Raw genomic sequence first — 13,766 nt, forward strand, 5'->3', positions numbered from 1 at the left:
GGGATACGTGAAGAACAAGGTGATGGAGTTCGTGGGCCCGGGCATCGCGTCTATGACGACGGACTTCCGCAACGGCATCGACGTCATGACGACCGAGACCACTTGCCTGTCCTCTATTTGGGTCACCGATGAGGACACCCATGCGTTCCTCGCAGCTCATGGTCGAGGCGAGGATTACAAGCCGCTCGCTCCGGGAGACGTGGCCTACTACGACGGCTGCGTACGCGTGAACCTCTCCGAGATCCTCCCCATGATCGCGCTGCCGTTCCACCCGTCGAACGGCTTCACCATCGACGAGCTCAATGCGAACCTCGAGGACATCCTGCACGAGGTCGAAATCGAGGCGGCTCGCATCGGCGGCGACAAGGTCAATTTCAGCCTGCTCGACAAGATTGAGGGCGGGCGTTTGCGCGTGCAGCAGGGCGTGATCGCCGGCTGCTCGGGCGGCAACTACGACTCCGTCGTGCAGGCGGCCCGCGCGCTCAAGGGCGCCAACATCGGCTGCGGCGAGTTCTCGCTGGCGGTTTATCCCACAAGCCAACCCGTGGCGCTCGAGCTCACGCGCCGCGGCTACATCTACGACCTTATGGAAGCGGGCGCTATCGTGCGCACGGCGTTCTGCGGTCCGTGCTTCGGCGCTGGCGACACGCCCGCGAACAATGGGCTTTCCATCCGCCACACCACGCGCAACTTCCCCAACCGTGAGGGCTCCAAGCCGGGCAACGGCCAGCTCTCGGCAGTCGCGCTCATGGACGCGCGCTCCATCGCGGCGACGGCGGCAGCGGGCGGCATCCTAACCCCTGCGACCGATCTTCCCGACGAGACGTGGGACGAGGCCTGCGAGTATACCTTCGACAGCGCGCCTTACGACAAGCGCGTGTACTGGGGGTTCGGCAAAGCGGATTCTGCGAGCGAACTTGTCGAGGGCCCGAACATCAAGCCGTGGCCTACCATGGAGCCGCTCGGTGAGAACATCCTTTTGAAGGTGTGCTCGAAGATCGTGGATCCGGTGACCACGACCGATGAGCTCATTCCCTCCGGCGAGACGAGCTCGTACCGTTCCAACCCGCTCGGCCTGGCCGAGTTCACGCTTTCCCGCCGCGATCCTGAATACGTCGGGCGCTCCAAGCGCGTCGATGCGGTGGAGAAGCGCCGCGTGGCGGGGGAGAGCCTTATCGAGGCCGATCCCGAGCTCGCCGTCGTGTTCGCCGCACTCAACGGCGCGGGTGTGGACGTAGACGCATCCCGCGTGGAGTACGGCAGCATGATTTACGCGAAGAAGCCCGGCGACGGAAGCGCACGCGAGCAGGCGGCGAGCTGCCAGCGCGTTATCGGCGGGCTTGCGAACATCGTCGAGGAGTATGCGACCAAGCGCTATCGTTCCAACGTGATGAATTGGGGCATGGTGCCTTTTCAGCTTAAAGGCGAGCCGCCGTTCGAGGTAGGCGACTACGTGTACGTTCCGGGCATCCGCGAGGCGATCGGCGGCGATCTGTCCGACATCACTGCGTGGGTCGTTCACGCGGGAGAAGCTCGTGAGATTTCGCTTTATGTGGCGGATATGACCGAAGAAGAGCGCGCTATCGTGCGTGCGGGCTGCCTTATCAACTATAATCGTGCGCGTCGCGAAAAAGAGTAGGCGGTGCGCGGGTAGTTGCGCACGCAATACGCCATAGTCGCGCGGCGGGAAGTCGCGTGATTGGAAGAGTATCGAACACGGGGCAACAGCTGAGAAGCGTGCCCCGTGTTTTCGACTGGGGAGGTTTTCATGGAACGTGAAAGGTTCGGATCGCGTCTCGGGTTCATCCTGGTGAGCGCTGGGTGTGCGATCGGCTTGGGAAACGTATGGCGCTTTCCCTACATCACCGGCGAATATGGCGGCGCGGCGTTTGTCGTGCTGTACCTGATCTTCCTGGTGATATTTGCGCTGCCGGTGCTCGTGATGGAATTCGCAGCGGGCCGCGCAAGCCAGCGTTCAATCGCGCGCAGCTACGATGAGCTCGAGCCCGAGGGCGGGAAGTGGCATCGCTTCAAGTGGGTCGGCCTTGCGGGCAACTACCTGCTCATGATGTTCTATACGGTGGTGGCGGGCTGGATGCTCGCCTTCATGGTGAAAAGCGCGATGGGCGAGTTCAACGGCGCGAGTACCGAACATGTCGCAAGCGTGTTCGGGCAGCTTTTGGCTGATCCGGTGCAGATGACGATTTACATGCTGATCATCGTGGCGATCGGCGTGATCACGACGCGTGCGGGCGTGAAAAACGGCGTCGAGCGCGTCACGAAGGTGATGATGGTCGCGCTGTTCGTCGTGCTCGTGGCGCTGTGCGTGCGTGCGGTCACGTTGCCGGGTGCCGAGGGGGGTCTCGAGTTCTACCTGATGCCCGACTTCGGGAAGCTCTTCGCCGGCAACACGCCCGCCGAGCAGTGGGCAACGTTCGGCGATGCGGTGTATGCGGCACTTGGCCAGGCGTTCTTCACCGTGTCGGTGGGAATGGGGTCGATGGCGATCTTCGGCAGCTACATCGGCAAGGACCGCAGCCTCACGGGCGAGGCCGTGCGCGTGGGCGTGCTCGACACGCTGGTCGCGCTCATGGCGGGCCTCGTCATCTTCCCGTCGTGCTTCGCCTTCGGCGTGGAGCCGGCGTCGGGGCCGTCGCTTGTGTTCATCACGCTGCCGATCGTGTTCAACGCGATGCCTTTGGGACAGCTGTGGGGGACGCTCTTCTTCCTGTTCATGAGCTTCGCCGCGCTGTCGACGGTAATCGCCGTGTTCGAGACGATTATGGCGTTCTCCATGGATCAGTGGGGCGTGCGCCGCGAGAAGGCGTGCCTGGTGAACGGCGCGCTGATCGCGATTCTGAGCATCCCGTGCGTGCTGGGCTTCAACGTGCTTTCGGGTGCCACCATCCCGGGCATCGGCGATATCCAGGCGATCGAGGACTTCCTCGTGTCGAACAACATCCTGCCTTTGGGCGGGCTGTTCTTGGTGATGTTCGTCACGAGCAAGCGCGGATGGGGATGGAAGAACTTCCTCGCCGAGGCGGACACGGGCGAGGGCCTGCGTTTCCCCGCCTGGTCGTACCGGTACATGAAGTACGTGCTGCCCGTGGGGATCATCATCATCTTTGTGCTGGGGTATGCGCCCATCGTAAGCACGTGGCTGGGGATTTCGTAGCGGGATAGCTTCCCTTCGGGCTGTTCGATGCCAGGTCCTGACGAAGAGCTGCGACCTGCGGTTTGCAATCGGCTTGCGAGTTGCTCGCATCGATTCACTCGCGGTCGCTTCGCTCGTCATAATCGCTTTCGCTGCAATTGAAACAAAGTGCAGGATATGGTTCTGTTGCTTAGGCTACACAGGAATAATGTCGAGCCTTATTTCATAGGTTTTTCGACGCCTGGGCTTATCGTGCCGTCGATGTGTCGCAAAGAGGGGAGAACCATAAGAATATCGTCTCCCAAGCTAGAAGGCGTGTGCAAGCTCGCCCCGCAAGCTCGCTTAAGCGGCTGCAGGTATTGCCGCTGATATATTTTAACGCGGAAAAATAATCAAAATTAAATTAATTTGCGTTAAAATATTGCCGAAATGAACTCCATAAGAAAGGCTGTGTATGCGTCGCAAGGCAGACAGGCTCCTTAAGGAATGGCGAGACAAGGCTGATAGGAAGCCCCTGTTAGTCAAAGGCGTACGCCAGTGCGGCAAGACCTATCTGCTCAGAACGTACGCGCAGGACCTTTTCGAATCGGTCGTCTACGTTAATCTCGAGAACGATCGGTCGGCGCGGGCGGACTTTTCAGGCGGTCTCGATCCCCATTCGATCGTGCGCGCGATTGAGGCTCGCACGGGGCAGCGCATCGTGCCTGGTAAAACCTTGCTGTTCATTGACGAGGTTCAGGCGTGCGAGGAAGCGCTAACTTCTCTTAAGTACTTTTGCGAAGATGCCCCCGAGTATTACGTCGCGGCAGCTGGGTCGCTTCTTGGGATTGCCATTAATCATCAGTCGTGTTCGTTCCCCGTTGGAAAGACCGACTTGATCGAGATGGCCCCGCTTGATTTCGAAGAGTTTCTTTGGGCGATGGGGTACGAGCGGCTGGCCGACGAGATACGCTCGTCGTTCGAATCAATGGACCCCCTTGCTCCAAGCCTTCATGACAAAGCGCTTGGTCTCTATCGGCAGTATCTTGTTGTTGGCGGGATGCCCGAAGCTGTCCAAACCTACGTTGAGGTTCAGTCGGTCATCGATGTCGCCGAAAAGCACCGGATTATCCTCGACGGATATTCTGCCGACACTAATAAATATGCCGATGAGCGCCTGAGCGCAAAGACTCGCGCATGCTTCGACTCCATTCCGCAGCAGCTTGCCAAGGAGAACCGTAAATTCCAATACAAGGTGGTGCGAGCGGGGGGTAACGCGTCCCTCTTTGGGGACGCCCTCGATTGGCTGGTGCTGTCGGGCACTGTGATGCGCTGCAGTCTCGTCGGACAGATTGAAAGTCCCCTGGAGGCATTCGTCAACCCCTCGTCTTTTAAAATCTATCAAGCGGATACCGGGCTGCTCGTCTCCAAAGCCGGTGCTCAGCGAGCCGATATTCTCGCCGGTATCGGCGGCACATTCATGGGCGCACTTACCGAGAACTATGTGGCCCAACAGCTTTCAGCCATAGGCTATCCGCTGCATTATTGGGCTCGAGACAACCGTGCGGAAATCGACTTTGTCGTAGAGAGGCGGGGATGCGTGTCTGCGATCGAGGTCAAAACGGGCGAGAACACGCGATCCCGAAGCCTGTCCTCACTTAAAAAGAGCCATCCGGGCGTGCGCCTTATCAGGCTTTCGACTAAGCCCTTTGGAACGAATGACGGTCTCAGGTCTGTTCCGCTCTATGCTGCTTTTTGCCTATAGAGAGGAATTTGATTAATTGGGCCTCGATGTAGTGGGGGGAACCTGTTATGAGCACAAGTGTGGGGCATTCGGAGCAGCTGCTTAAAGGGCAAGAAGCGCGGCATTGGGCTTGCTATGCTGCAAAGGCGGCAGCGCTTTTCTTGCTGCTCGCCGCGTTCGCTGTATTTGGCTCGCATATTTCTGTTGCCGAAGGAATGACGAACTGGGGAACCTCCCAGGCGGCCGAAACGTCGCCGTATCTCTACGCCGCGTTGATGATCTTCCTGAACTCTTTGTCCCTCGCAGCGGCGGGGGTGCGACTGCGGTTTGTCGGAAGAATTCAACTCTAAAATGCTGCATTAGTTGGGAAATATGGCGAGGCTAAGGGTGGTCCCATCTATCAATCGCTACTGGCATGTCGTGGATTCCCGAAGAAGAACGGTGGATAAGAGAGGCGCGCTAGTGGAGACAAACATTTTGAGAGGCACGCGGAAAGGTCGCCCCTGACGAAGTCAGCCAAGCGCCTGCGGGCGTGAACTTTCGCAGCGAAAGAAGGGGCCCGGCAGGCGCGCGGTCCTTGCGGCTTAGTCCAGCTTGCCTTTGCTGTGGTCGATCATGTGCTGGATGATTTCGGCCGTCCAGTCGGTAAACTCGCGGTTCTTCGTGACAAGCTTGTCGCCAGCGAGTTCCTGGTAGCTGATTTTCGCCTTGGCGTAGCGTGTGACCTTGGATTCCTCCTCGCGGGACAAGCAATCTTCCGTGGTCTTGAACGCGCCGAGCGCGCGGATCATCTTTGCGTTGAACATGATGTGCGGCTTGTCGTCGGCGTCGAGGTAGATGAAGGCGGCCTTGGTCACGCCGAGCTGGTTGGCATGCAGGCAGGCGACGTTTTCGAGCGACTCGAGCGTGTCGGTAAGGTCGGCGGCGAGCGCCGCGGCCTCTTCGGCGATGACGGCGTCGCAGGGCTGCGACAAGATGGCTTCGTCTTTCACCAGGTCTTTAATCATGAGGGTGTCCTCCCGTAGGTTGCAAACAAAGCGTGCCCGCAACGCGAGCACGCGTGTTCCGAATTGTACCACGGAAGGGAAGACTCACCGCGCTTCGCATGCATAGAGTGAAGGCGGCAGGCTTGACGAACGTTGCGCGTCCGAAGAACAGCTTTCCCGAGGGGCGGTTCTCAGACAGCCGAGAGATGTAATGTCTTCCGTGATGTCCCCAAAAGCGGACAAGCGTCAAATAGTCGAAGGTGTCCCAAAAACATCATCATAAGCTTAGCTAAATTGTTGAAAGGGGATTATTCCAATTGGAATGTGGATACTGCTTTGGGAGCAATTTCACTTCCTCCACGGATGAAACCTAAAACTAGTGTGCCACCCGTGAAGCAAGCTTCACAACGCCCAAATAACTCTTTTGCATTATACACAACGCCGTCAATTTGAAACATTTAATTTTTGTTTTCGATAGAAATTAACAAGCTGCTCACATTGTTTGCCTCCTTTGCGATAAGGCTTTGTTGGCGGTGAAATACATCTATCCCTCTTAAGAATTATTGAGATACCACATTTGAACTGGTGATAAAGCCACTATTTCGTCAAGACACTGTCTTCACTCATTGTTCTTTTTTGCTTTGGTTTTATACTAACGGTTGGGCTCGGCTATGCATGGCCCGCCCATGGCCGCCGCGGGGTTCGGGTACAGGCTCATGCACATTGCCGTCCTATGGCCTTTGGAATCATGCCGCCGTGCCCGGCGGCGTCCGCTCATCACTCATAAGGTTGCTGCTATTTGCTCTTTGGAATGTTGTCGAGGGTTGGCGCGCGGCGGCTTCGTCCCCTTTTGGGAAGGAGTTGTCTTTGAACAAAGTCGATATTGCTCCATACGAAGTGTTTTGCGGCATAGACGTTGGGAAAACTTCTAACCATATTGTCGCACTGGACCGTTATGGCGACAAGCCTTTGATTAATCGGAAGGTTCCTCAGGAGGAGGCAGAGATTCGCGCCGCTTTGGAGGAAGCAAGCGATTTTGGCCTCGTTCTCGTTATCGTCGATCAGTTCGGCGCGTTCGGTCGGCTTGTCGTCGGCGTCGCTAAGAGCATGGGCATTCCAGTAGCGCACATGTCGCCGCGCCGTTTTCGCCAAGTCGCCGAAACGTACGGTGAGGATAAATTCGACGAGAAGGATGCGTTCATCCTGGCCGACGCTTCGCGAACGACGCCGCGCAACATTGAGTTCGTGGGGAGTCGAGCTGAGTCGATGGCCGAGATCAAGGTGCTATCCTCGCGCCGCGATGACATCGTCGAGGAACGCACGCGCTGCTACAATCGGCTTCACGATTTCATCCATCAGGTAAGCCCGCCTCTTGAAGAGCTCTTCTCGAAGAGGAAACTGCATAACGACCTGGAGATTCGACTGATTGCGCGCTATGGTGGGCCGATTGGGTTTCGCCAGGCGGGCCGCGCTCGTGCGTCGACGTGGGCGGCGGAGCTGAAGTACCACTGCGTAGATGGGCCGAAGAAGGTGGAGCAGGTTTTCGACGTGCTCGATCGGCAGACTGTTATGCTGCCGGGTGCTGCGGTGATCGAGGAGCAGATATGCTCGATCGCGTCGCGTATCATCGAGCTTTTGGCCGAAGAGAAGCGCCTGAATCATATGATCGAGCAACGTGCGAAGATGATTCCCGAGGTTGATCTGTTGCAGAGCATTCCAGGTGTAGGACCTGTGTATGCGGCGCTGATTGCCGTTGAGATTGGCGACATTGGCCGATTCCGCGATTCGAACCATCTGGCATCGTATGCGGGCGTGGCGCCGCGCAAGGAGGAATCGGGAACGAGCGTTCATAAGAGAAGGAAGCGCAAAGGCGGCAATCGGCGGTTGAAAAATGCGCTTATGCAGTCGTCGCAGCGCTCCGTTCAGTGCGACCCTGTGGCAAAGGCGTATTACGAGCGAAAGCGAGCCGAAGGAAAGAAACATTTGCAAGCGCTCCGAGCGCTGGCAAGGCATCGCGTGACAGTGATTTTCGCGATGCTGAACGAAGGTACCTTCTATGAGCCGCCAGTTGAAGTAGACGAGAAAGGCCGCGGATAGAATATGACGCGCGCGGTGGCATGTACCGGTGGGCGAGCGAGCCGCATGAGCGCAAACGAGCAGAGGGCGGAAGGCCTGCTGTTATGAAAACCCTTATAGGTTGATTCCAATAGGAGGAAAAATGACAGCTTGCAAAGACTCCCTCAATGGGAAGAAGGCAGTGAGCGCGACCCTCGCGGGCGTTCTCGCAGTCGGCATGGTGCCGGCAGCGGCCTTCGCGGCGGAGGCTCCCGCCGACGAGGCCCAGAACGACGGCATCGAGCTTCTGGACACCACCAGCGCCGTGACTCTGTTCAACGCTGGCACCATTGCGCTGGACAGCACGTTCAGCCCTGTGAGCGGCAAGACCAACCAGTTCACCGCTAACGCGACCACCGACGGCTCCGCGCTCGATCTCGGTACCGTCACCGTTACCCCGAAGGGCCAGTCTGCGGTTACCGTCACGGGCGACGATTTCAAGGTGACCATCACCAAGGACGGCACCGAGGTGAAGGAAATCAAGGCTCCCGGCACCTACACCGTGTCCATTGAGACTGTTGGCGGCGATTACAAGGGTGGCAAGGTTTCCGCCACCATCACTGTCAAGGGTGCTTCTCTTGAAAACGCAACGCTGTTCCAGGTGAACCCGGATGACGCCAAAGACGTTTCCGACACGACGTTCACCTACACTGGCAATGTGCTCGATCTCGGCGTTCAGATTGGTGGCAAGGCCCTCAAGGCTGGCACCGATTACACGATTAAGTTCGTGAAGGCTGGCGGCGACGCTAACAACGATCCCGCAGTCGAAGTGAAGAACGCCGGTAAGTACTATGCAGTCATCACCGGTCAGGGCAACTTCGTTGGCAATGTCAAGAAGATCGCCGATGTTGAGGTCGCTCAATTCGATCTCGCCAGTGCCACGATTTCCGTCGATGATGTTTACGGCGCAACCGCCGCCAAGCCTTCTACTCCGACTTCCGTCAAGAACGGCTCCGACGTGCTCGCAAACCCGGCTGATGTCAAGCTGACGCTAAACGGTGACAAGACCTGGGATGCTAAGGGCCAGTACACCTTCACTGCTGCCAAAGCGGACGCAAGCAACGCGAACATCACGGGTTCCAATGCTAATGTGACCTGCAACAAGGTCGACGCAGTTGCCACCTTCGAATATGATGGCGCAGCGTTCCCGACGGAGTTCACCTCCAACAATGGCGACAAGAAGCCGGTCTACTTCGACCTTGCCAAGATTGCCGCTAAGGACGCCGCAGGCAAGGCCGTTGCCGAATCTCTGATTGACGTCACCGTCACCGACAAGGATGGCCACGACGCAACTGCTGACTTTACGGCTCACAAGGCTGGCACCTACACCGTCAAGGCCGCTATCAACGACGACACCTATACTCTGGGCGGATCCGCTGAGTGCAAGGTCGTCATCAAGGAAGCTACCGTCGTTACTGCCGAGAACGTTGTCGTCGAGTACCAGGGCAAGATCGTCACTTCTGTCGAGAAGGCCTTTGATGGTGCTGCCATCGAGGCTGGCAACTTCACCATCACGGTTACCGATGCCGAGGGCGAAGAGATTGAGGGCACCACTGCCAAGCTCGTCGACGCCGATGGCAAGGACGTTGCCGAGGCGCTTAACGCAGGCTCCTACAAGCTCGTCATCGAGAACGAGAATGTCGACTTCCAGGGTGAGGCCGTTGTGCCTATCACCATCAACAAGGTTGATCTCAGCACCATCAAGGTCGGCGCTGAGAAGAAGGTGGATCAATTTAAAAATACCTGGAATCAGGTCTTTACGTATGTCCCGAAGGACACCGAGGTTGCGGCTCTTGACCTTCAGTACCAGTCTGGCACCAACGAAGATGGCGAGCCTGTGTGGGAGGCGCTCCCCGCTGCCGCTAAAGTGACGGTCAAGGATGCTTCTGGCAAGGAAGTCACCAAGCTTGAGGACGAGGGCATCTACACCATCGAGATTGCGGCTGCAGATGATGACGCCGCTCTGAACTACACGTTCCCGGCTGAGGTTTCCGTCACGGTTGCAGACGAGGCAAACCTGTTGTTCGCCGACAACGTCGATTCGAGCGCCTGGTACTACAACGAAGTCAACAAGGCTGCTGAGCTCGGCCTTATGAATGGCTACGCCGAAACCAATCTCTTCGGGCCGAATGACACCATCACCCGTGCTCAGGTTGCGCAGGTTCTGTTTAACATGGCTGGTGGTTGTGCTGAGATGGACCTTGGCGAGGGCGCTTACAACGAGTTGTACGGTTACAAGTCCTTCGACGATGTCAATGGCAAGATGTGGTACGGAAAGGCCATCGCGTGGGCCAAGGCTGCTGGTATCGTGACCGGCTATGGTGACGGCACCTTTGCTCCCGAGAACAACATCACGCGCGAAGAGTTCGCGACCATGCTCGCCCGCTATGCTCAGAAGTACGGCAACTACACTGCTGGTAGCGCCGCTGACTTCGCTGCGTATGGCGATGCTTCCGCGGTTGACTCCTGGGCTGCCGAGTACGTCGCATGGGCGGTCAAGGGCGGCTACATGGGCAAGAACACTAACGTTCTCACGCCGCTTGCCAACATGACTCGCGCTGAGGCGGCTGCTATGGTCGTCCGCTACGCTGGCTAAGCAAACTGCCTAAACGAGGCTCATTTTTCGCCTGCTGGGAGCTGATCTCAGCAGGCTGGCCATGGGGCATGTGGGGACGCGGGCGTCCCGCAGCGGGTGCAGGCGCCCCCCGTGCCCCGGGGTCAGCCTTAGGCAATTAATCGCAAGCTGTCGCGTAAGGCTTCGGGTGCGCCGACGCCCCCTCATCCGGGAGACCCGGGAGGGGGCGTCGGCGTTTTCTGACGAAATGCCCGCCGCGTCCCCCAGGAGGACTCTTCCCATGCCCAATCCCATATCCAAACTGCTCTCGCTCGGAGACGGCAAGCGCCTCCGGCGGTATCGCCAGCTGGCGGACAAGATCAACGCGCTCGAGGGCGGCCTTGTTGAAGCGTCCGACGAGGAGCTGCGCTCGATGGCCGATCGCCTGCGCGAGCGAGCCTGCGCGGGCGAGGAGAACGAGCGGCTCCTGCCCGAGTCGTTCGCCCTTATGCGCGAAGCATCGAAGCGGACCGTGGGGCTGCGACACTACGACGTCCAGCTCATCGGCGGCATGGCCTTAAACGACGGGTGCGTCGCCGAGATGAAGACTGGGGAAGGCAAGACGCTCGTCTCCACCGCCGCGGGCTTCCTGAACGCGTTGTCGGGCGAGCCCGTCCACGTTGTCACCGTCAACGACTACCTGGCTAAGCGCGACGCGGAGTGGGTTGGGCACATCTACGGGTTGGTTGGCATGAAGGTTGGGCTCATCCAGAACGGCATGGAGTCTTACGAGCGCAGGCCGTCGTACGCCGCCTCCGTCACGTACGGCACCAACTCCGAGTTCGGGTTCGACTACCTCCGAGACAACATGGCCTCATCGCCTCGAGAGCGCGTACAGCGCGGGCACGCGTTCGCCGTCGTCGACGAGGCCGATTCGGTCCTTATCGACGAGGCGCGCACGCCTCTTATCATCTCGGGGCTCTCCGGTGCGCCTTCCGAGATATGCAACAGCTTCGCCGAGATCGCGGCAAGGCTTAATCCCGAGACGGACGTCGTCCTCGACGAGAAGCGCCGCACGGTGTACGAGACCGAGGCCGGCCTCGCGAAAATCGAGAAACTGCTCGGGAGCGAAGTGTATGCCGATCTGTCAGGGGCCACCGCGAACAGGCTGCGCCAGGCGCTCAAGGCGCAGTTCCTCTTCAAGCTCGACCATGATTACGTGGTCGATGGGGGCGAGGTGAAGATCGTCGATGGGTTTACGGGCCGCATCATGGAAGGCCGCCGCTATTCCGAGGGCCTCCACCAGGCCATCGAGGCGAAGGAACATGTTCAGATCAAGCCCGAGACGCACACCATCGCAACCGTTACGCTGCAGAACTACTTCCGCTTGTACAAGAAGCTCTCCGGCATGACGGGCACGGCACTCACCGCCGACAGCGAGCTTGGCGGCATCTACCACATGCCCGTCGTCCCCATCCCCACGAACAAGCCCGTGATTCGCGAGGACAAGGGCGACCTCATCTTCCGCACCGCAGAGGCAAAGTTCGCCGCAGTCGCCGACGAGGTTGAGCGCCGTCATGCCAAGGGGCAGCCCGTGCTCGTGGGCACGGCGTCGGTGAAGGCTTCCGAGCGGCTGTCGGAGAAACTTGCCGAACGTGGCATCGGACATCAGGTGCTCAACGCGAAAGAACACGAGCGCGAGGCTGCTATCGTTGCCGAGGCGGGCCGGCTTGGCGCGGTCACCGTTGCCACCAACATGGCTGGCCGCGGAACCGACATCCTGCTCGGAGGCAACTTCGAGATGCTGCGGCAAGCCGCCCTTGAGAAGCTCGGCGTGAAAGGCGAGGAATCGGCTGCGGAGTGGCAGCTCCACGCGGCCGACGCCGAGGCGAGGTATATCACCGATCGCGAGGGCTATGCCGTCCGCGTGCTCGGAGGGTTGTGCGTCATCGGCACCGAGCGCCACGAGTCGCGCCGCATCGACAACCAGCTGCGCGGCCGCGCTGGGCGGCAGGGAGACCCGGGCGAGTCTCGGTTCTATCTTTCGCTCGAGGACGACCTTCTGCGTCTGTTCGGCAAGGAGCGCATCCACAAGGTTTCCGAGATGATGGTGCAGAGGGGAATCCCCGACGACTCGCCTTTGGAGGACCCGTTGGTCTCGAAGGTCATCACTGCAGCTCAGCAGCAGGTCGAGTCGATGCATTATGCCTCGCGCAAAAATGTGCTCGAATACGACGACGTCATGGATTTGCAGCGCAAGGCCATCTACGGCGAGCGCAACGCCATCTTGGACGGTAAGGACGTGTGCGAGAGCATGGGCGAGTTTGCGGAGAGCCTGGTGGACGCACTGCTCGGAGAAAACTGCCCTGTTGAGATTCCTTCGGATGACTGGGATTTCGAGACGATCAATGCCTGGGTCAGGTCGATGACGGGCGAGGAGGGCTACGACGCAAGTGTCGTTGAATGCGATCAGGACCCCGACGTGCTTGCAGAGGATATCCGCAGGCACCTGATGAACGCTCTCGGCAAGAAGCGCGAAACGGTAGGCGTCCCCCTCTTCGAGGAGCTCTGCAAGCAGATCGTGCTGCGCATGATGGACACGCACTGGGTCGCGCACCTTACCGACATGGAGGGCTTGAAGGCGGGCATCGGGCTTCGCGCCTACGGGCACCGCGATCCGCTTGTGGAATATAAGGAGGAAGCTTACCAGGCTTTCTCGCGGCTGGTGGAATCCATCTACGAGGACAGCCTGCGCGCCGTCCTGCGCCTGCCCGTCGAGGGCATCGATGCCAGCTCGAGCGGGCTCTCCGACGAGGACAACCCCTTCCGCCCCGAGGACATGGTGTACTCCGACTCGCGATCGGCCCCCGAGGCCCCGCCGCTCGATGCGCCCGACCCTGCGGGCGGGAACCCGCTGGGGTAGGAGACAAGCCCGCCTGGGCAATCGCGCAGCCTGCCAGGTGGTCGAAAAGTTCATAGTCATGCGACGACACGCCCCCATCAGAGGGCGTGCTCGTTTTCTGCGGCGAAATAGGGGTCGCGCAGCGACACTGGCGCGCGACCTGTCGGGTCAGGGTGCCAGCGCCTTGCGTTTTCCGCCCATTGGAAAAAGGCTGGGTGCGGCTTGCCTTTCGCTCATAGCGAGGAGGAGGTGAGCGGCGGGCGAGGAGGGGGACATTTATCGCTTTTTCCCATTGTTTGGGGGGGTTCACCTTGGATTATCGGTCGAAGAGC

General features: G+C 59.2%; 8 protein-coding genes. 7 read left to right on the top strand and 1 reads right to left on the bottom strand.

Annotated elements, in window-relative coordinates:
* From Q0G85_RS04745 to Q0G85_RS04760, 4 genes are all read left to right on the top strand, one after another.
* A partial coding sequence (locus Q0G85_RS04745; protein ID WP_297155226.1) for a hydratase occupies positions 1–1,639 on the top strand: 1,639 nt, incomplete at its 5' end.
* Positions 1,640–1,768: 129 nt separating this feature from the next.
* Positions 1,769–3,175, top strand: a complete 1,407-nt coding sequence (locus Q0G85_RS04750) for a sodium-dependent transporter (protein WP_297155228.1) — start codon at positions 1,769–1,771, stop codon at positions 3,173–3,175.
* 433 nt (positions 3,176–3,608) lie between these two features.
* Entirely contained in the window at positions 3,609–4,898 is a 1,290-nt protein-coding gene (locus Q0G85_RS04755) for an ATP-binding protein (protein ID WP_297155230.1), read from the top strand.
* A gap of 47 nt (positions 4,899–4,945) precedes the next feature.
* Positions 4,946–5,227 carry a hypothetical protein gene (locus tag Q0G85_RS04760; protein WP_297155232.1) on the top strand — a complete coding sequence of 94 codons (282 nt, stop codon included), beginning with the start codon at positions 4,946–4,948 and terminating at the stop codon, positions 5,225–5,227.
* A 234-nt stretch (positions 5,228–5,461) separates the two neighbouring features.
* Here the strand turns inward: Q0G85_RS04760 and Q0G85_RS04765 are convergent, their stop codons facing one another.
* Positions 5,462–5,884 (bottom strand): peptide deformylase, encoded by a 423-nt coding sequence (locus tag Q0G85_RS04765; RefSeq protein WP_297155234.1) that lies wholly within the window; start codon positions 5,882–5,884, stop codon positions 5,462–5,464.
* An 846-nt stretch (positions 5,885–6,730) separates the two neighbouring features.
* Between Q0G85_RS04765 and Q0G85_RS04770 the strand changes: the two genes are divergently transcribed.
* From Q0G85_RS04770 to secA, 3 genes are all read left to right on the top strand, one after another.
* On the top strand, positions 6,731–7,960 hold the full coding sequence (locus Q0G85_RS04770; protein ID WP_297155235.1) for an IS110 family transposase: 1,230 nt from the start codon (positions 6,731–6,733) through the stop codon (positions 7,958–7,960).
* Between the two features lie 121 nt (positions 7,961–8,081).
* Positions 8,082–10,574: an S-layer homology domain-containing protein gene (locus Q0G85_RS04775; RefSeq protein WP_297155237.1), complete on the top strand. Its 2,493-nt coding sequence runs from the start codon at positions 8,082–8,084 to the stop codon at positions 10,572–10,574.
* A gap of 259 nt (positions 10,575–10,833) precedes the next feature.
* Positions 10,834–13,455, top strand: coding sequence for a preprotein translocase subunit SecA (gene secA / locus Q0G85_RS04780; protein ID WP_297155240.1), 2,622 nt, complete (start codon positions 10,834–10,836; stop codon positions 13,453–13,455).
* Positions 13,456–13,766 lie beyond the last annotated feature (311 nt).

The sequence above is a fragment of the uncultured Ellagibacter sp. genome, assembly GCF_934617235.1.
Lineage (GTDB): Bacteria > Actinomycetota > Coriobacteriia > Coriobacteriales > Eggerthellaceae > Ellagibacter.

Bases quoted from the DNA above. Each gene is read 5' to 3' on its own strand.
- Q0G85_RS04775 (WP_297155237.1), top strand. From the start codon at position 8,082: ATGACAGCTTGCAAAGACTCCCTCAATGGGAAGAAGGCAGTGAGCGCG.
- Q0G85_RS04755 (WP_297155230.1), top strand. From the start codon at position 3,609: ATGCGTCGCAAGGCAGACAGGCTCCTTAAGGAATGGCGAGACAAGGCT.
- Q0G85_RS04750 (WP_297155228.1), top strand. From the start codon at position 1,769: ATGGAACGTGAAAGGTTCGGATCGCGTCTCGGGTTCATCCTGGTGAGC.
- Q0G85_RS04760 (WP_297155232.1), top strand. From the start codon at position 4,946: ATGAGCACAAGTGTGGGGCATTCGGAGCAGCTGCTTAAAGGGCAAGAA.
- Q0G85_RS04765 (WP_297155234.1), bottom strand. From the start codon at position 5,884: ATGATTAAAGACCTGGTGAAAGACGAAGCCATCTTGTCGCAGCCCTGC.
- secA (WP_297155240.1), top strand. From the start codon at position 10,834: ATGCCCAATCCCATATCCAAACTGCTCTCGCTCGGAGACGGCAAGCGC.